Annotated in this window: 18 protein-coding genes; 14 read left to right on the top strand and 4 right to left on the bottom strand. The window is 45.6% G+C overall.

Annotated features, from left to right (window positions below; translation table 11 throughout):
• The first annotated feature begins 3 nt into the window (after positions 1–3).
• From Q0882_RS01725 to Q0882_RS01770, 10 genes are all read left to right on the top strand, one after another.
• Positions 4–2,508, top strand: a complete 2,505-nt coding sequence (locus Q0882_RS01725) for a heavy metal translocating P-type ATPase (protein ID WP_299177144.1) — start codon at positions 4–6, stop codon at positions 2,506–2,508.
• A 47-nt stretch (positions 2,509–2,555) separates the two neighbouring features.
• Positions 2,556–2,750, top strand: coding sequence for a cbb3-type cytochrome oxidase assembly protein CcoS (gene ccoS, locus Q0882_RS01730; protein WP_299177146.1), 195 nt, complete (start codon positions 2,556–2,558; stop codon positions 2,748–2,750).
• Positions 2,743–3,417 carry a sulfite exporter TauE/SafE family protein gene (locus Q0882_RS01735; RefSeq protein WP_299177147.1) on the top strand — a complete coding sequence of 225 codons (675 nt, stop codon included), beginning with the start codon at positions 2,743–2,745 and terminating at the stop codon, positions 3,415–3,417. The genes ccoS and Q0882_RS01735 overlap by 8 nt, the downstream gene beginning before the upstream one ends.
• Positions 3,418–3,448: 31 nt before the next feature.
• Complete coding sequence (hemN, locus tag Q0882_RS01740) at positions 3,449–4,843, top strand: oxygen-independent coproporphyrinogen III oxidase (RefSeq protein WP_299177150.1); 1,395 nt, start codon at positions 3,449–3,451, stop codon at positions 4,841–4,843.
• Between the two features lie 71 nt (positions 4,844–4,914).
• Entirely contained in the window at positions 4,915–5,709 is a 795-nt protein-coding gene (gene fnr / locus Q0882_RS01745; RefSeq protein WP_299177152.1) for a fumarate/nitrate reduction transcriptional regulator Fnr, read from the top strand.
• Between the two features lie 157 nt (positions 5,710–5,866).
• Positions 5,867–6,409 carry an adenine phosphoribosyltransferase gene (locus Q0882_RS01750; protein ID WP_299177154.1) on the top strand — a complete coding sequence of 181 codons (543 nt, stop codon included), beginning with the start codon at positions 5,867–5,869 and terminating at the stop codon, positions 6,407–6,409.
• Between the two features lie 101 nt (positions 6,410–6,510).
• Positions 6,511–7,404, top strand: coding sequence for an alpha/beta hydrolase (locus tag Q0882_RS01755; protein ID WP_299177157.1), 894 nt, complete (start codon positions 6,511–6,513; stop codon positions 7,402–7,404).
• Positions 7,405–7,501: 97 nt separating this feature from the next.
• Positions 7,502–7,894 carry a thioredoxin fold domain-containing protein gene (locus Q0882_RS01760; protein WP_299177160.1) on the top strand — a complete coding sequence of 131 codons (393 nt, stop codon included), beginning with the start codon at positions 7,502–7,504 and terminating at the stop codon, positions 7,892–7,894.
• 75 nt (positions 7,895–7,969) lie between these two features.
• Positions 7,970–8,884, top strand: a complete 915-nt coding sequence (gene rdgC / locus Q0882_RS01765; protein ID WP_299177163.1) for a recombination-associated protein RdgC — start codon at positions 7,970–7,972, stop codon at positions 8,882–8,884.
• Positions 8,885–9,031: 147 nt separating this feature from the next.
• The gene (locus Q0882_RS01770; RefSeq protein WP_299177166.1) at positions 9,032–10,003 is read left to right on the top strand and encodes an SLAC1 anion channel family protein; all 972 of its coding nucleotides are present in this window, start codon (positions 9,032–9,034) and stop codon (positions 10,001–10,003) included.
• A 98-nt stretch (positions 10,004–10,101) separates the two neighbouring features.
• Here Q0882_RS01770 and Q0882_RS01775 read toward each other — a convergent pair whose 3' ends face one another.
• Together Q0882_RS01775 and Q0882_RS01780 are read right to left on the bottom strand one after the other, a co-directional pair.
• Positions 10,102–10,743, bottom strand: a complete 642-nt coding sequence (locus tag Q0882_RS01775) for a rhodanese-like domain-containing protein (RefSeq protein WP_299177169.1) — start codon at positions 10,741–10,743, stop codon at positions 10,102–10,104.
• Between the two features lie 133 nt (positions 10,744–10,876).
• Positions 10,877–11,386 carry a DUF3087 family protein gene (locus tag Q0882_RS01780; protein ID WP_299177172.1) on the bottom strand — a complete coding sequence of 170 codons (510 nt, stop codon included), beginning with the start codon at positions 11,384–11,386 and terminating at the stop codon, positions 10,877–10,879.
• Positions 11,387–11,494: 108 nt separating this feature from the next.
• Between Q0882_RS01780 and queE the strand changes: the two genes are divergently transcribed.
• Complete coding sequence (gene queE / locus Q0882_RS01785) at positions 11,495–12,127, top strand: 7-carboxy-7-deazaguanine synthase (RefSeq protein ID WP_299177175.1); 633 nt, start codon at positions 11,495–11,497, stop codon at positions 12,125–12,127.
• Here the strand turns inward: queE and Q0882_RS01790 are convergent.
• On the bottom strand, positions 12,124–13,005 hold the full coding sequence (locus Q0882_RS01790) for a bile acid:sodium symporter family protein (RefSeq protein ID WP_299177178.1): 882 nt from the start codon (positions 13,003–13,005) through the stop codon (positions 12,124–12,126). The two genes, queE and Q0882_RS01790, sit on opposite strands and share 4 nt — an antisense overlap.
• A gap of 502 nt (positions 13,006–13,507) precedes the next feature.
• On the opposite strand from Q0882_RS01790, the gene Q0882_RS01795 reads away from it, so the two are divergent.
• A complete protein-coding gene (locus Q0882_RS01795; RefSeq protein ID WP_299177180.1) occupies positions 13,508–14,686 on the top strand; it encodes a cation diffusion facilitator family transporter in 1,179 nt (392 codons plus the stop codon).
• Positions 14,683–15,300 carry a YigZ family protein gene (locus tag Q0882_RS01800; RefSeq protein WP_299177182.1) on the top strand — a complete coding sequence of 206 codons (618 nt, stop codon included), beginning with the start codon at positions 14,683–14,685 and terminating at the stop codon, positions 15,298–15,300. The genes Q0882_RS01795 and Q0882_RS01800 overlap by 4 nt, the downstream gene beginning before the upstream one ends.
• Here the strand turns inward: Q0882_RS01800 and Q0882_RS01805 are convergent.
• Entirely contained in the window at positions 15,273–16,925 is a 1,653-nt protein-coding gene (locus Q0882_RS01805; protein WP_299177184.1) for a SulP family inorganic anion transporter, read from the bottom strand. The genes Q0882_RS01800 and Q0882_RS01805 overlap by 28 nt on opposite strands.
• A 330-nt stretch (positions 16,926–17,255) precedes the next feature.
• On the opposite strand from Q0882_RS01805, the gene Q0882_RS01810 reads away from it, so the two are divergent.
• On the top strand, positions 17,256–18,284 hold the full coding sequence (locus Q0882_RS01810) for a GGDEF domain-containing protein (RefSeq protein WP_299177186.1): 1,029 nt from the start codon (positions 17,256–17,258) through the stop codon (positions 18,282–18,284).
• The last annotated feature ends 164 nt before the right edge of the window (positions 18,285–18,448 follow it).

Consider the following 18,448-nt stretch of genomic DNA (forward strand, 5'->3'; position numbering starts at 1 on the left):
TCTATGACGGACCATACACCAACATCGCCTCAGCAGCCCGATTGCTTTCATTGCGGGCTGCCCGTTCCACCACAGAGTAGTTACACGACTATTATTGATGGTGAAACACGTGACATGTGCTGCCCTGGCTGCCTTGCTGTGGCAAATACGATTGTTGGCAGTGGTCTAGATACCTACTACAAACATCGTACCGAAACCGCTGACTCTCCAGAAATACGCTCACAAGAGCTGCCTGATCAGCTCCTACAAGAGCTCGCTCTTTATGATGAAGAGAGTGTTCAGGCCAGTTTTGTAACCCAATGTGACGAATATGCAGAAGCTACTCTCGTCATTGAAGGGATTACATGCGCCGCCTGTGTCTGGTTATTAGAAAATCATATCAGAGCGATCCCAGGGGTAGAAAAAGCCAGCGTAAATCTGACAAATCACAGAGCGAAAATAACCTGGCTACGTTCCGACACACAATTGAGTGTCTTACTATCTGAAATATACCGTATAGGCTATCAAGCCCACCCCTACCATCCTGATAAAGAAGAACAACTTCTTGAGTTAGAGCAAAAACGGGCTACACGCAGGCTGGGCATTGCCGGCATAGGCATGATGCAAACAATGATGATGGCTGTCGCACTCTATGGCGGTGCTCTTCAGGGTATAGATAATAAATACGTAACGTTCATCCGCTGGGCCAGTCTTGTTATCGCATCACCCGTTGTTATTTATGCTGCCCGTCCATTTTTTATTGCAGCCCTTAGAGATCTGAAAACACGACACCTCACGATGGATGTACCTGTCTCATTAGCTATCGGTGGAGCCTATTTGGCCAGCGTTTGGGCAACGGTTACAGACACTGGGGAGGTCTATTTCGATTCTGTAACGATGTTTACATTCTTCCTCCTCATCGGCCGTTTTTTGGAGATGAAGGCCCGACATCGTAGTGGCCGCGCGGGCAACTCACTTTTGAATTTACTCCCGGCAAGCGCACTCCGACTCTGTGGCGACGAAGAACAACTTGTACCTGTCAATGAACTTAAAATTGGCGATATTGTTATTGTCAAACCCGGCCATACTATTCCTGCCGATGCCACTATCCTCAGCGGCAGCAGTTCCGTAGATGAATCGGCACTGACAGGCGAATATCTCCCTATAAGAAAGCAGACTGGCGACGGCGTAGTCGGCGGCACAATCAATGTTGAAAACCCTCTCACTCTTGAGATCTCTAAAGTTGGTAGTGAGACCCAACTGTCAGCAATCGTAAGATTGCTTGAACGTGCCCAAGAGGATAAACCGCAGGTCGCAAAAATTGCCGATAAGGTAGCCAGTTATTTTGTTGCTGCTGTTCTGCTCACTGCAACCATTGTCGGTTTTAGCTGGTGGTTAGTTGCTCCCGATAAAGCATTTTGGATAACTTTATCCGTATTGGTGGTCACCTGTCCTTGTGCACTGTCCCTAGCCACACCTACAGCCCTCACCGCTGCAACAGGAACCTTACGACAAAATGGGTTACTCATCACACGAGGGCACGTTCTTGAAAGCCTCGCCACAGCGACTCATATTGTCTTCGACAAAACGGGGACTCTCACCGAGGGGAATCTGACACTACAGGAAGTTCTCCCTTTCGCTGACCTGGATAAAAATCACTGTACACAAATAGCTGCAGCGATAGAGAGACACAGCGAGCACCCAATCGCAAAGGCCTTCCATGAACAGTCACACCTACTGACAGCTACCGATATCAAAAACAAACTGGGACAGGGGCTTGAAGGTAAGATCGAAAACGAACTCTATCGTATAGGAAAGCCTGAATACGCCATAGAGATTTCAAATGCTAAGCTACCAGCACTTCCTGAAACCAGCGGACAATGGCTACTCCTCTGCTGCTCTTCTGGCCCACTCGCCTGGTTCCGCCTGAATGACCAGGTACGCCCTGAAGCTCAACTTGCTATCCGTGAGCTTCAATCGCAAGGCCTAATATGTGAAATGCTGACCGGTGATAATTCTTCAGCCGTATCCGAAGTCGCAGAATTTCTGGGTATCAATTCAACTATTGCCGGCGTATCTCCAGCGGAAAAGCTTGAGCATGTGAAAAAGCTGCAGTCTGAAGGAGCTCAAGTTGTTATGGTGGGTGACGGAATCAACGACATTCCGGTACTCGCAGGGGCTCAGACCTCTATTGCCATGGGCGGTGCCACTGATCTGGCTAAAACCAATGCTGACGGCGTACTCATCAGTCAGGACCTGCTGCGATTGGTTGATGGTATTCAGCTTTCCCGCAAAACCAAAGGCATCATTCGGCAAAACCTAATTTGGTCACTCTGTTATAACTTGATGGCTCTACCACTGGCCGCTTTTGGCTTTATTGCACCTTACATGGCAGCACTGGGCATGTCAGCAAGTTCGCTGGTAGTGGTCGGAAACGCCATGCGCCTGAACCGACTAAAGCAAATTCGGCATAAACAATTGTCCCCAGTCAAACCTGAAGCGGAAGCTAAAGCTAACCTAGCCTCTTAAAATCAGGTAGAATTGCCCCACCATTACTAACGAGTTGTTTCATTCCAATGGATATCATATTCCTACTTATACCTATCGCTATTATTCTGGCCGGTTGTGGGGTGTGGGCTTTTTTCTGGAGCGTTAATAGCGGTCAGTATGATGATCTGGAAAGTCCCGCCCACAGTATTCTGTACGATGATGACGAAGATCTTATTCCAGATGATGCTAAGGTAAAGCAGAAACAAAAAGAGAATGACTGAAACTCTGGCCCTTCCGACAGCTTTTTTTCTTGGATTGCTCGGTGGCACACACTGTTTGGGTATGTGCGGCGGCATTGCTGCTACCGTTTCACTGGGACACAGCAACAACCAAAAGCTAGGATTCCTGCTAAGTTACAATTCGGGAAGAATCCTGAGTTACGGTATTGCCGGGGCTGCTATCGGCAGCCTTAGCTGGTTAATAGAACATCAAACAGCCCAAATCGTCTTACGTACTTTTGCGGGTATCATGTTAATTTTTATGGGCCTCTACATTGCGCAATTGTGGCAAGTTCTAACTCACGTTGAGCAAGTTGGTGGCGTTTTGTGGAAACGTATCAGCCCCGTTGCCAGCAGACTTTTACCGGTAAAAAACTATTCTCAAGCCTTATTGCTAGGCTTACTCTGGGGCTGGCTACCCTGCGGGCTGGTATACAGCACGCTAATCTGGTCATCCGCTGCATCTGATTGGCTTTTAAGTGCTGAGCTAATGATCGCGTTTGGGTTGGGTACCCTACCCACAATGCTACTCACCGGAGTGCTTGCTCAGCAGGTCAAACAGATTTTGCAGAAACAACTAACTAAACATCTTTCTGGCGGTATTATTATCCTTATGGGTATTTATACCATCCCATGGCAGGGAATATTCAGCCAGTCATTCGGTCTATAGATCAGGGATAGACCTGATTTAACAGAGGTAAATGTTCGTGGATAACAATCTGATAAAATGGGATTTAGATCTGATTAAGCGGTATGATCTATCTGGGCCTCGTTACACCTCCTACCCTACCGCCGTTCAGTTTGATCCGGAACTTTCAGCAGATGATCTGGTAACTAAAGGGCAGACCACTGCCGACCTGAATGCGCCTCTATCGCTCTATGTCCACATCCCTTTTTGTGCACACGTCTGCTACTACTGTGCTTGTAATAAAGTCATCACTCGTAACCGTAAGAAAGCACAACCCTACCTGGATACGCTCTATAAAGAGATGGCTCAGTTGTCACAATGGTACAGTAATGACCGGACCGTTACCCAACTGCACTGGGGGGGAGGCACGCCAACTTTCATCAGTCATGAGCAGATGGTTGAACTGATGGCGCAAATGCGTAAAAACTTTAAACTTCTTGATGATGATTCTGGTGATTACTCCATTGAGATCGACCCACGTGAAGCATCTATTGAGACTATAAAGGTTCTGCGCGAGATAGGCTTCAACCGTATCAGCCTTGGTTTACAGGATATAGACCCAAAGGTTCAGGAAGCTGTAAATCGGGTACAGTCTGTTGAACAAACCTCTGCGATTCTTGAAGAAGCTCGCCGTTTAGGTTTTCGTTCATTAAATCTTGATCTCATCTACGGACTTCCATACCAGACACTAGACGGCTTTAATGCGACACTGGATAAAGTTATCGAAATGGATCCGGATCGCCTCTCCGTATTTAACTATGCACATCTGCCTGATCGATTCCGCCCACAACGCCACATCCAGGAAGAGACTCTGCCTAGCCCGGAAACGAAGCTGGCTATACTGGAATCGACTATCAACAAGCTGCTTAAAGCGGGCTATGTTTATATAGGAATGGATCACTTTGCCAAACCCGATGATGAGTTAGCTATTGCTCAGAGAACGGGAAATCTACATCGCAACTTTCAGGGTTATACCACCCACTCTGAATGCGATCTGGTAGCGATGGGCGTTTCAGCCATTAGCCAGATTGGATCTGTATATTACCAGAATGAGCATGAAATACAGGCTTACTCAGGTGCGGTAGAAACATCTGATCGTGCAATAAAACGTGGTGTTGCACTCACTCAGGACGACATCATACGCAGGCATGTTATTACTCAGCTGATCTGCCACTTTGAACTTGAAAAGCACCCGGTAGAAAAACTTTATGGTATAAACTTCGATGAGTACTTTGCTGATGCCCAACGTGAACTCAGCGCTTTCACTCAAGATGGTCTGATTGCCATGGATAAAAACAAGATCACAGTATCTCCAGCAGGACGCCTTCTGATACGGCGTATCTGTATGGCATTCGATGCATATATACCAAAAGATCAGAGCTCTCAGCGCTTCTCCAGGATTATTTAACTTTCCGAATTTAAGGAAATATTACATAATCGAGTAGTAGCCACTCGATCTAACCACAACAGGATTTAACTATGGGTGATAACAAGGCAACTGAAGGGAAACTACGCAGTTTACAGCAAGTGAGCTGTAATACATGTAGCCTTAGCTCGCTATGCCTGCCGGTTTCTCTCAACATGACTGAGATGGAGCGCCTCGATAATATAATCGAAAAAAGTCGCCCATTAAAAAAAGGTGAGCACCTTTTCCATCAGGGAACCCCGTTTGCAAGTGTTTATGCGATTCGTGCAGGCACCGTCAAAACCTATACGATTACCAATGAGGGTGAAGAGCAGATTACCGGCTTTTACTTCCCTGGTGAATTGGTGGGTATGAGCGGATTTGATAATAACGAGTACCCTGTTTCCGCCAAAATCCTCGAAACCACTACGGTATGTGAGATCCCTTTTGAGCGTCTGGATGAGCTTTCTGGTCAGTTACCTGAACTTCGCCGCCAGCTGCTTAGAACAATGAGTAAAGAGATCAGGGAAGAACAGCAGATGATGCTACTTCTCTCTAAGAAGAATGCTGAAGAGCGTGTAGCAACATTCCTGATCAAGCTATCTCAGCGATTCAAAGTTCGCGGTTATTCCGAAACCAGTTTCCGTCTTTCTATGTCCAGAAATGAGATCGGTAACTACCTTGGACTAGCGGTAGAAACTGTCAGTCGAATATTTACCCGCTTCCAGAAGTCGAACCTTCTGCAAGTAGAGGGGAAAGAGGTCCACATTGAGGACCTTGATAAGTTATATGAACTATCGGGTGAATGCCCTGCTGTTGAAGATACAGAGCAGATCACTGCCCAGTGCGGTAAAGGCAGCTGCTCATAATCACACCCATAAAAAAGCACCGGTAATTTCATTACCGGTGCTTGCTAGTTGCACAGTAAGTAGCCATCTCAATGTGTAACCCAACCCCATAATTAGAACGTCTGTTCCAAATCAAATCATTGAGCTAAGTCAAATCGTAGCTTTTAAGGAGATCTCCATGTCATATGACGAGTGTTATGTGAAATCAGTCATCCGAACTATTCCTGACTGGCCGGAACCCGGCGTGCAATTTAGGGACATCACTCCACTTTTTAAAGACCCTAAAGCTCTTCGCATGATCTCTGATGCGTTTATTCAACGCTACATCGACAGTGATATAACCCATATTGCCAGTATTGATGCCCGCGGTTTTCTCATTAACTCAATCATGTCTTATCACCTTAATATTCCACTGGTTCTAGTACGTAAAAAAGGCAAGCTTCCCGGTGATACCATCCACCAGGAGTATAAACTGGAATACGGTACAGCCGCGGTTGAGATGCAGGTCGATGCAGTCTCAGAAGGTGACCGAGTGCTGGTATTTGATGATCTTATCGCAACAGGCGGGACTATTCTTGCAGCATGCAGTCTGGTCAAAGAGCTGGGTGCTGAGATCTACGAAGCAGCCGCATTGATCGACCTTCCAGACCTGCAAGGCTCCAGAAAAATTCAGGATGCAGGCGTTCCGGTACACACTCTTCTTGCGTACGAAGGTTTGTAAATTGAGACGAATGTCGTAACACAATGACTCCAAAACGGTTGCATATTTCGATTAAGAATATCAATATAACAAAATCGAAGTAAATCCATCTTGGAGTCGCAATGTTCCGTTTCCTACCCTCCCTTTTTGTCACCCTCGCAATCTGTCTCTCAACATTTGCTTCTGCGGAAGAGGTGTCGATAAAACCGAATAACCTGCGACTGAACGCTAACCTACTCCTATCAGAAGAGAGTGGTTTTAGTACTGTTGTTCTCATCACTCACGGTACACTTGCCCATAATGGCATGGAGATCATTGATAGCTGGCAATCGTTATTAACAGATGAAGGTATCAGCAGCCTTGCCATTAATTTAAGTCTTGGTCAGGATAATCGGCATGGTATGTATGATTGCAGTAGCCGCCACACCCACAAACACACAGATGCAATAGAAGAGATTCACCACTGGATCCAATGGTTGAAATCTAAAGGGAGCAAACAGATCATCCTTGCTGGGCACTCGCGAGGAGGAAATCAGAGCGCATGGTATCTCTCTGAGTATCAAGAACCCGCCATCCAAGCCTTGATTCTATTAGCCCCTCAGACCTGGGACCAGCAAACCGAAGCAAGTGCATACAAAAGCCGCTATCAGGTTGAACTAAAACCATTACTCGACAACGCCGCTGAACTTTCAGGCGATTCGGTTTTATCTAAGGTGGACTTCATCTACTGTGAAGATGCCGAGGTCTACTTAGAAAGCTTTGTCAGCTATTACCAGCCAGATTCACGCTTAGATACCCCTACATTGTTACGAAGTGAAACGACTCCCACCCTGGTGATCGCGGGAAGCGAGGACACAACCGTCCCTGCACTTGAAGAGAAAATACACGCAATAAATAATAAAAATGTTCAGGTTGTAGAGATCGAAGGTGCCGACCATTTCTTCCGTGACCTCTATATGGATGAAGTGATTGAGCACTCAATTGAGTTTATGGATACCTTATCATCAAATGACTAACTCCCGGATGAGAGAAACGATACTTCGATGCTGTGGCATCATTTGGCTGTGTTTTACATCAATAGCTACTGCTACAGAGATGCCGAAGGCTAAAGATATGCTATCCACCTACCAAACTCAGGGACAGAATGCAGCCGGGGAGTTAAAAGTTGTTCTGATGTTGGTATCTCAACCCAATTGCAGCTACTGCATTCAAATTACTGAAGAGATCCTGCAACCCATGTTAATCAGCGGTCATTATAGATCGAACACAATTTTTAGTGAGCTTGAAATTAATACCGGGAAGACAATCCATGATTTTAACGGTCAACAGGTTGATTCAACCCGTTTTGCCCGCCGCTATAATGCTTGGGCAACGCCGACACTCATTTTTCTGGATGGTGAAGGTAATGAAATAGCAGAAAAAATGGTCGGGATTAACACGCTGGAACTCTACGGCTATTACGTTGATAGATCTCTGAAACAAGGGTTTAAGCGATTAAATCCCTGAGTTTATGACTACCCCCTCTTCCATAGTCGATATTTCTTGATACCATGCACTGCCTTTTAAATATGCGGAGCTGCTATGTGGTTTAAGAACGTTATCTTCTATCGCCTGACTGAACCTTTTGAATACTCTCAGGAACAACTACAGGCTTTACTTGCTGAGCACTCCTTCTCACCCTGTAAAAGCCAAGAACTCAGCCGTTACGGATGGGTATCACCATGCCATCTTTTAGATGATCTCTTTGCCCACCAAGTGCACGGAATGTTTATGGTCGCGGCACGTAAGGAGGAAAAAATACTTCCTACTGCGGTTATTAAAGAAGCGGTGGGTGAAAAAGTTTCCGTCATCGAGCAGGAACAAGCGCGGAAAGTTTACAAGAAAGAGCGTGATCAACTGAAAGATGAAGTCGTTCTTGACCTTCTGCCTCGAGCCTTTAGTAAATTTAGTCAAACAACTGCACTCATTGCCCCTTCACAAGGCTGGATAGCGGTTGACTCATCGAGCCACAAACGTGCCGAAGAGCTTCTAAGTCACCTTAGAGGGAGTCTTGGATCACTTCCTATTGCCCTGCCCGATGTGAACCAATCCCCGTCTGCTGTCATGTCCCACTGGATTGAAAACTCCGAAAACCAGCTTTCAAGTTTTGATGTCTTAGATGAGTGTGAACTGCGTGATAATGTGATGGAAGGTGGGGTTATTCGTATCAAAGGGCAACAACTCGAAGATGAGGAGTTTATTGCCCACTTAGAAGCAGGCAAGCGAGTGGTTAAACTTGCGATCGAATGGGATGAACAACTTCAGTTTATCCTGCATGAAGACCTTTCAATCAAACGCCTAAAACTCAGCGAACAGCTACAAGAGAAGATGGCGGATGAAGCCGCTGAAGATGAAGTAGCCCAATTTGACACTGATATGGTCCAGATGGGGCTCGAGTTTGCCAAACTGTACCCCGCCCTGATCGATGCGTTTGGCGGCGAGGCTGAACGCCCATAGTTTACTCTTGAATATCCTTTCTTAGTGCTCTTCCATACCAAGCCTACGGGGGAGCACCCTCCACATCAATATTTCAGATCAGTAGTAGATATTATCTTGTAAAAAAACTAATATATTAGAATTATCTAATTAACAGACAGATGCAGTATGGACTACTCAATTAAACAGACTCAATTGTCAAAACTGGAACATTTCCCGATCGCTTTCTTCGCGATGGTAATGGGATTAACTGGCTTAACGCTTGCTTGGGAGAAGGCGGCAGTTATTCTGGGTTTACCAACCATTATTGGCGAATCTTTACTTTACCTAAGTGCCACCGCCTTTCTGCTGGTCACTCTGACCTATCTTTTAAAGGCTATACGCCACCGCAGTGCTGTTCTGAAAGAGTTTAACCACCCTATCAAGATCAGCTTCTTTCCCGCATTCAGTATCAGCCTGATACTGATGAGTATCGCAACCTTAGGTGTGTCAAAAACACTCTCAGAGTACCTATGGGTTTTAGGCGTATCACTCCATCTCATTTTTACCCTTTACGTGCTAGGCCAGTGGCTGCACCACCCTAAATTCAAGATTGCACATAGTACACCTGCCTGGTTTATCCCTGTTGTAGGTAATATCCTTGTCCCTATTGCGGGTGTGCAGTATGGCTACAATGAAATAAGCTGGTTCTTTTTCTCTATCGGTTTGATCTACTGGATCATACTGAAAACCCTGATACTCAATCGCATGTTTTTCCACGACCCACTCCCTGAAAAACTGCTACCTACACTATTCATTCTGATTGCACCACCCGCTGTTGGCTTCATCTCCTATACTCAGTTAACAGGAGGGGTGGACAGTTTTTCCCGTATACTATTTTACTCAGCGATGTTTCTAGTGTTGTTTTTACTGAGCCAGCTTCCCAGGTTCAGTCGAATACAGTTCTTCATGTCATGGTGGGCATATTCATTCCCACTGGCAGCCTCCACCGTTGCTAGTTTTGTTATGCAGCAACACAATCCATCTTTTAGCCCGATTTTCTCGATTGCGCTGCTCTGTTTATCTTCAGGCGTGATCACACTACTGCTTTTTCGCACACTACTGGGGATTACTCGAGGGGAGATCTGCCGACCTGAATAGCAGAGTTTCAGTGGAAATAAAGAATGAAGTGGAATTAGAATGTATGCATGTAAGTCTCATACACCGACCTCAGGCGAGACCGGTGTATGAGATTAGAATTACTCTGAAGCATCGCCGATCGTTGTTAGACCTAAGCTGGTCCACGCTTGCATCCCGCCCCGATAATATTTCATATTTTCTGCTGGATAACCAGCTTCCAGCAGTGCTCTAATCAATGTAGGCGTTTGTCCGCACCAATAGCCATTACAAAACATCGCCAACGTTTTGGCGTTAGAGAAATCGAAAGTCCCATCATCATTCTTGTTGACCCCGAACTCATCCAGCGCGTCTGCAGCAGATTCTTCCTCTTTCATCACCGTGTAAGGTACATTGATACTTCCAGGAATCGTCAAACGATAGTGCCAACCCTCTGTGCGGGTATCCACAATAAGAACATTCTCATCTTCGTTAGACTGCTGCATGTAGCCCACAAATTCGCGCTCGCCAATTGTCTCCACATCATGCGGCTCAAACGGATGAATCGGCTGTGGCATTCCCCTGAAGGTGGTGTTGTACAATTCATGAATTGTATTCTTGGGATTCTGATTTCGCATGATTTCCACTTGCTCACCATCATGCTCAACAGTGAAAGAATAGAGCCCCGGCGCAATCATCGCCTTTTTGCCACCTTCAGCTATAACTGATGGTGAAACAGTCAGCGCTGCCACCAATGCCAGACTGGAAACCGCTTGCTTTAACATCGTCAACCCTCTCTTATTATAAGTTTATTCATTAACGCTATAACGATAATGACACAAATAATATGCCGACGTCATCCCCACCGCCTAAGACATTAGAACAACCTGAATAAGTGATATAACTATTAGAGACTACTTATTTGACCTGTTCCAACAGATCAACAGAATATTGATCAGGATCTGGAGTCACTGATTTTTCCTGACATAACAGAAGAAACTTGTTTTCTCGTTCCTTTGTCTCGTTGTAGCCAAACTCGTTCCCATCCAGAGACTGAAGCTGCAATGTCGCTTTATAATAAAATGCCAGCACAATCGCCGCAGTTGCATCACCCTTTTCTAATAAAGCTTCCCAACGGTGACGATGGTTTTGTATTTTCAAAGCCTGACGCTTTAGGTTCCAACCATAGCGTAACTCATCAAAATAAGGTCTGCGTGACACACGAGAAAAAACTACGATCGAAATAATAAATCCTACCAATACCCCGGTCAGGTTGACCGCCATATTTTCACCTTCAGGGTTGCCATAGTATCCACGTAGCACCGCACTGATACTCAGACCTAAGAGGGCAAAAATCAGGCAGAAAATCAGACTTGTTTTACGCTGTTTCTGTTTATAGATCACTTTATCAATATCTTGAAGTTCCACGTAATTACCTATTCTTTCATAACAAAATCGATGAATTTAACTTGCAGTCAAAGTGTGCAGGTGTAGACTTAGCGCCTTTAAAACAAACGCCCTTTCTATCACAAACTGATGTATTCCGTAAAAGAGATTTTCTATAGCCTCCAAGGTGAAGGCGCACAAAGTGGCCGGCCTTCTATTTTCTGTCGTTTTACTGGCTGCAATCTCTGGTCCGGTCGTGAACAGGACCGCAATAAAGCAGTGTGTGATTTTTGTGATACCGATTTTATCGGTACTGACGGACAAAATGGTGGAAAATTCTCAACCGCTAACGACCTCTGTCAATTTTTAGCGACATTCTGGCCAGACGCTTCGAGTCAAAAGCCCTACATCATCTTCACGGGAGGGGAACCAGCCCTTCAACTCGATCAGGCCCTGGTTGATCAATGTCACAGCTTTGGCTTTGAAGTGGCGGTTGAAACAAATGGAACCAAGCCACTGCCGGAGGGTATTGACTGGGTCTGCGTCAGTCCAAAAGCCGATACTGAACTGGTTATAGAAAGCGGCCATGAACTAAAACTGGTTTATCCGCAATCCTTAGCTCCGCCTGACCGTTTTGAACACTTGCCTTTTCAGCATTTCTACCTTCAACCGATGGATGGCCCTACCCGCTCGATGTTCACTCAGGACGTTATTAATTACTGCCTGAAACATCCACAATGGAAATTAAGCCTCCAGAATCACAAACTCTTAGGCATTGATTAACACTGGCTGTTAACTTCCCCTCTATTGGGCAGATTCCGGTAAGCAATTAGAAGAAAAGCAGGGATATTCATCAGAATACCGTAGATCAGCGCGCTGGCCGACATGACTGGATTATCCAGAATAACCGTGGTCACCATCAACGCTGTAGCAGCATTCTGAATACCCAACTCAACAGCCAAAGTGACCGACTGCGCCTGTGACATGGCGAGTTTGCTTGCTAGCAGGTACCCTCCTCCCATCGCAATCATCACCAGAGACAATACTGCTGGCCCGAGTTGTAGAATCAAAACAGGCAGACTATCCCAATTCGCACGAACTATACCTAGCACAACAATGAATAGAAACAGACAGGCCATTATCTTCACTGTCCCCTCTGCTTTGCGGCAGAACTCAGGCCAGAGGTGATTAACGATAACCCCTAAAATAGCCGGAAGAACCGCGATAGCGAATAGTTTGAGCATTGTTTCTAAGACAGGGAACGCGATTGCGGCCTGTTCCCCTAACCAGTATGCGACAGCAAAAAAAGCCAGAAGCGGGATCGTAAAAGGCGTTACCAGCCCAGACACTGCCGTCAATGATACCGACATGGCGGTGTCGCCACGGGCGAGAAGGGTAATCATATTTGACGTTGCACCACCAGGCGCGAAGGTCAGAATCATAATTCCAACAGCCATCGCCGGAGGTAAGGCGAAAACGGTGACAACGATCAACCCGATAAGGGGAAGAAGGAGTAGTTGGGCCAGAGCCCCGATAATGACGGGCTTAGGATTTTGTATATAGAATGTAAACTCTGAAACACGTAAGGTAATGCCCACTCCAAACATAATGGTAAAGAGTGCCAGTGGTAAGATAATCTGTGCTGCGGTTCCGCTTTCCATAACCCCCTCCTATTCAAGGTGACGATACTATGTGGAAACCCTCAAAGCCGCAATCCGTAACCTGAATTTTCAATACGAACTGCTTTATCCTCAACAAATACAAGGCCTTGAGAACCCTACCCACATTACCTGTGGATAAGTTTGTGAGTTATGACTTAAAAACGTCACGAAACACTGATTATTTCAGGCACCTGCACAAACTGATCAAATTTTGATCAATTAAATTTTTCCCTTTACTTTTCAGTAAGTTATTTTTGTCAACATATTAAATACTATTCTTTATGGTTGTTTTTTTAACGCATTTAGCCAGCAAAATTTAATCCAGTGCAAAACTATTTCTGTCTGCTAAAACAAATACCCTCTGCAACCCCTTTAAATACGGTTCTCTAAGCTTTTTTTTCAAACAACCGGCAACCTTAGGTTCTATCTTTTTAACATCCGCTCAGCTTCCTGTAGGATACAGGGTCAGACTGATATCACCCAGATTTTGCCAGGTTCAAAAATGCAGAGAGAAGAAGCTCAAATAAGAGCCGCAAACAAGGTCACATGGATCGGAGCTTTAGTTAACGGCCTTCTGGGTATTTTAAAAGTCGTTGTCGGATTATTTTCGCACTCAGCAGCCTTAATTGCTGATGGCATTCACTCACTATCAGACCTGTTTACCGATCTTTTAGTGATCATCATTTTGAAGATTTCAGGTAAAGGTCCGGATGAAGATCATCCCTGGGGACACGGTCATTTTGAAACGGTTGGAACGGCGATACTCGGTAGTATATTAATTGCAGTTGCCGGGGCCATGGCCTACGACAGCGTTCTCAAACTAGCCCACCTTGAATCCCAACCAATACCGGAATGGCCAGCTCTGGCTGTTGCTATCTTTTCAGTAGCGAGTAAAGAGTGGATCTATCGCTATACCCTCAGAGTAGGAAAGGAGGTTGAATCCGAGCTTCTCATTGCTAATGCATGGCATAGCCGTACAGACGCGCTCTCCTCTATTGTAGTCTTTGTAGGGGTAGCGGGAACCATGGCCGGGATTAACTGGCTGGACTCTGCAGCCGCTATTGCAGTTGCAATCATGGTCGCAAAAATTGGCTGGGATCTCAGTTGGAGTAGCTTCCAGCAGCTGGTAGATACGGCTCTTCCCTCTGAGCTTATTGAGAAATATAAAGCACAAGTGATCTCTGTAGAAGGGATCGTCAGCGTTCACAGTTTCAAAACCCGGGCGATGGGAAGCAAAAACCTTCTTGAGCTGCATATTCAGGTCTCCTCCCATATCAGTGCATCAGAAGGTCACTACATTGGTGATTTAGCCTGTAAACAGCTGCTTCAAAATAGTGAGATTGGGCATATCATCTATCATATAGATACTTTCGATGATGAGAATCTGGAATCAGATAAAAACCCGCCAGTCCTTCCCTCACGACAAGAGATTATCCCCCTCATAGATCAGTGCCTAGCGCGCATTGATAGCAACATAGCCCCTTATCGAGTTTATCTGCACTACACCAAAGAGCAGATTGATATCGAACTTCTCTTCAAGGCCCCTCTTCATGACCCTCTGGATCCCCTGAAGATAGATCAGCAACAGCTACTGGATCAGATTCAAGCTGCCTTTACAGAATCCGCTCTGGGGTCTGAATGGGTTGGCGAGATCTATCTCGCAACAGGAATACTCCGGTGAAACAGTTCATACCAGCAGATCCCTGTTTCAGCCATGAGATAGAGATCAAGCACAGTCGGTTTATTACCCATATTGGACATACGCCCGACCCGAAGAGCGCCCAACAGTTTATCGAGTCAATACGTCAACAACACCCCAAAGCTAACCACAACTGCTGGGCACAGATCGCTGGCTCACGCTCCCTTTTGAACTGCCGGGGTAGTCATGATGATGGTGAGCCCAAGGGAACGGCTGGCAAACCGATGCTAAATGTAATTGAGCATAGTGAAATGTGCGAAATCTGTGTCGTGGTTACCCGCTATTTTGGTGGTATTAAACTGGGTGCAGGGGGATTGGTCAGGGCCTATAGTCTAGCCGTTCAAGAAGCTCTGCAAACTTTACCCATCATTGAAAAAATAGAACAGTTTGATTTTACTCTGGAGCTCCCGCATCACCTTGTTGGAGAGATAGAGCACTTTCTGAATCTTTCAAAGGTCAATATCACCGAACGTAATTGGAGCGAGCGGTTACTCATCAAAGGAACAGGTAGCGAAAGCAACTTAACCCAGCTCAATCAACTCCTTGATGCGGTAAAACATGTCACCCATTACAAAGACAAGTTTAATCGCTGGTAAGCAGCTTCCAGCGCTTTTTCCCGCTCTTCAAACAGAAGCTCCTCCGGCAGCCTTGTCAGAATCTGCATCCTTTCAAAAACATTTCTGACAATCGAATTCATACCGATCAGGTAAACATCCCGCTCTGCGGACTGAGCGTCGATAATCATATTCTCAATCGTCATCGCAGTAGAAACATCGATTAAGGGAACAGAGGTAAAATCGATCATCAACGCTTCATGAGGCTGACAATCTGCTAATTTTTTTTTCATCCCTTTAACCGCTGCATAACTGACCGGGCCATCAATATGGTAAAGAAGAATACGACCTTCCGCTTTCCGAAGTATGGATCGCTCCCTTGCCGATAACCGTTCAAAATTATCCGGCTGGTCTGATATCACCCGAATAGAGTCCAACTGAATATCCGAAAGCCGCTTAATCGTGATGATATTTGCCAGAAAAACCCCAACTATGACTGCAGTCACCAGGTCCACAAAAACGGTCAACCCCAGAACTAGCAACATGAGGATTACCACAAAGAGCGGAGCCCGATGTATACGGCGCAAAAAATTCCAATCAATGATATCAATGCCTACTTTGATCAGAATGCCAGCCAAAACCGCCAGAGGAATATGTTCAGCAAGGGAGCCAGCCCCAAGAATGATCGCAAACAATATCAATGCATGAAAAACACCGGATAACCTCCCCTGCCCTCCAGCCCTAATATTCACGACGGTCCTCATTGTCGCACCAGCCCCAGGCAACCCGCCAAACAGGCCGGATACCATGTTACCTATTCCCTGCCCAACCAATTCACGATCTGAATCATGTACCGTCTTCGTCAAATTATCCGCCACTAATGAGGTTAACAATGAATCAATGGAACCAAGCGCTGCCAACATCAAAGCCGCCAGGAACATCTCTTTAAAAAGAGAGAGATCAATCACCGGTAGCTGAAACTGGGGCAGGCCTGTAGGGATCTCACCGATAATGATCACACCCTCATTTTGAAAGAAAAGTAGATAGATAATCGTTCCCACCACAAGCGCGATTAAAGGTGAAGGTAAAATACGACCAAGGGCAGCAGGGCAGAAAAAAACAATTAAGAGCGTCACACCACCCAAGAGAAAAGCAGTGGGATTAGCAGTTTCAAGATGCTGCGGAAGTAGTTGCAAAGAACTCAGTACGGATGCAGCCGCATCGTGTCCCAACAGTGGGGATAACTGCAGGGCGATAATAATGACGCCAATCCCACTCATAAAACCAGATATCACTGGGAAGGGGATTAATGTGATGTACTTACCGAGCTTAAACAATCCAAAAAGAATCTGCAGCCCACCTCCCATTAACACCACCGTAAAAGCCAGCGCGGGCCCTTGTTGCGGATCAACGGCACTGAACTGAGTAAACACGGCCGCCATTACCACCGTCATCGGCCCAGTGGGTCCTGAGATCTGAGTTGATGTTCCGCCAAATAGCGCTGCAAACACCCCTACAAAAATCGCACCATAGATGCCGGCAATAGGACCTGCACCCGATGATACACCAAAGGCCAGAGCCAGCGGCAACGCCACCACAGCAGCCGTTAATCCACCAAAAAGATCACCTCGGAGATGACAGAAATGAACACTTTTAAGCAGTGACATCAGCTCTTCCCTATGCCCACATAGTACGAGAAATCGTGATTAAAGCGCTTATGACTGTATCACGTAACTATTTGAGTTTAAAAAATAACCAGCCTTTCATTAGTTGAATGAAGTTTCAAATTGGATTTTCTTGAAGATTTATTCCTTGCTGCCGATACTAAGAGTAACTTTATCCAAGTTTTGTTGGGATTTTTTACAGTTGATATTCCCATACTCAAACGCTTGTTTTAAAGTTAGTGAGTAATCGATCAATTGCGGGTGGCAGTCAGATATTTTTCTCCACTCCACAGTTTATATCTACTATCAACCGATGATAGTAATAGGGGAAGTATGAAGTTCGCTGAAAACAATAATCAGGCAGCAGAGTATCTCCGTCAGGCTGTTCCTCTGATGGTGAAACACAATATTCCACCAAACCCTCTCAATTACGCACTTTGGTATACCTATGTAAGTGATCGTGTACCTGAACTCAATGCTCAGCTTGATAAAACGCTGAATACATATGGCACCTGCCCAACTATGCTGAGTGAACAGCTCTTCAGAGATCATATGATCAAAGAGGAGATTCAGGGAGCCGAAGACATTCAGGCAAGCCTTATCGGTTTGATCAACGACCTTCATGAACATGCTGGTAACACAGCAGAGAAGACAGAAAATTTCAGCAATGTGCTGGAGGAAAGTCTGGATTCACTCAGTGCTGCAGATGAGGATGGGGAGCCCAGCCTACCTCTTGAATCAGTTATCCATGCACTAGCCGATCATACAAAATCTATTAGTGAAACAGCTCGCTTGTTTCAGGAGAGAATGCACGAAGCACAGGCTGAGATTCAGGCATTGAAAGATGAGCTCAACAAAACTCGTCAGGATGCCCGAGTCGACCCCTTGACCAACCTTTTCAATCGCCGTGCTTTTGATGCTGAACTTAATCAGCTGGTTTCACTGCAAGGGTCAGATCTGGTGTCATCGTTTATTCTGGTCGATATTGACCACTTTAAACGTTTCAACGATACCTACGGCCATCTGATGGGTGACAAAGTGCTTCAATATGTTGGCAAACTCCTCAAAGAGGTTTGCCAGGAACCGATGCTACCTGTCCGTTTTGGTGGAGAAGAGTTTGCGGTTCTCATGCCCGGCACCACTAAAAAAGAAGCGGCAGATATTGCTGATCAAGTACGCCAGAAGATTCAGGCCATTCGAATTAAGCAGAAGAAATCCGGTGAAATCATTAGTTCAATCACAGCCTCATTTGGCGTTTCTCAACTTGTTAATGGTGAATCCGCCGAGCAACTGGTAGAACGTACAGATAAAGCCCTCTATCAAGCAAAAGATAATGGCCGCAATCAGGTCGTAATCTCATAACCGCTCATAAAATCACAACTCTCGCTGGTACCGGAAAGTAGGAGCTACAAAGTAGCTCCGAACTCCCCTTTACATCCTCAATCCTTAAATAGACTGATCGCCCCTAAGCGAGTATCAAGATTTCAAATCAAAGCCTGTTTTTATCAAAATAAGTTTTTGACCAT

This window comes from uncultured Neptuniibacter sp. (assembly GCF_947498015.1).
GTDB lineage: Bacteria > Pseudomonadota > Gammaproteobacteria > Pseudomonadales > Balneatricaceae > Neptuniibacter.

Coding starts and splice junctions, on each gene's coding strand:
- Q0882_RS01725 (WP_299177144.1), top strand. CDS start 4: ATGACGGACCATACACCAACATCGCCTCAGCAGCCCGATTGCTTTCAT.
- ccoS (WP_299177146.1), top strand. CDS start 2,556: ATGGATATCATATTCCTACTTATACCTATCGCTATTATTCTGGCCGGT.
- Q0882_RS01735 (WP_299177147.1), top strand. CDS start 2,743: ATGACTGAAACTCTGGCCCTTCCGACAGCTTTTTTTCTTGGATTGCTC.
- hemN (WP_299177150.1), top strand. CDS start 3,449: ATGTTCGTGGATAACAATCTGATAAAATGGGATTTAGATCTGATTAAG.
- fnr (WP_299177152.1), top strand. CDS start 4,915: ATGGGTGATAACAAGGCAACTGAAGGGAAACTACGCAGTTTACAGCAA.
- Q0882_RS01750 (WP_299177154.1), top strand. CDS start 5,867: ATGTCATATGACGAGTGTTATGTGAAATCAGTCATCCGAACTATTCCT.
- Q0882_RS01755 (WP_299177157.1), top strand. CDS start 6,511: ATGTTCCGTTTCCTACCCTCCCTTTTTGTCACCCTCGCAATCTGTCTC.
- Q0882_RS01760 (WP_299177160.1), top strand. CDS start 7,502: ATGCTATCCACCTACCAAACTCAGGGACAGAATGCAGCCGGGGAGTTA.
- rdgC (WP_299177163.1), top strand. CDS start 7,970: ATGTGGTTTAAGAACGTTATCTTCTATCGCCTGACTGAACCTTTTGAA.
- Q0882_RS01770 (WP_299177166.1), top strand. CDS start 9,032: ATGGACTACTCAATTAAACAGACTCAATTGTCAAAACTGGAACATTTC.
- Q0882_RS01775 (WP_299177169.1), bottom strand. CDS start 10,743: ATGTTAAAGCAAGCGGTTTCCAGTCTGGCATTGGTGGCAGCGCTGACT.
- queE (WP_299177175.1), top strand. CDS start 11,495: ATGTATTCCGTAAAAGAGATTTTCTATAGCCTCCAAGGTGAAGGCGCA.
- Q0882_RS01790 (WP_299177178.1), bottom strand. CDS start 13,005: ATGGAAAGCGGAACCGCAGCACAGATTATCTTACCACTGGCACTCTTT.
- Q0882_RS01795 (WP_299177180.1), top strand. CDS start 13,508: ATGCAGAGAGAAGAAGCTCAAATAAGAGCCGCAAACAAGGTCACATGG.
- Q0882_RS01805 (WP_299177184.1), bottom strand. CDS start 16,925: ATGTCACTGCTTAAAAGTGTTCATTTCTGTCATCTCCGAGGTGATCTT.
- Q0882_RS01810 (WP_299177186.1), top strand. CDS start 17,256: ATGAAGTTCGCTGAAAACAATAATCAGGCAGCAGAGTATCTCCGTCAG.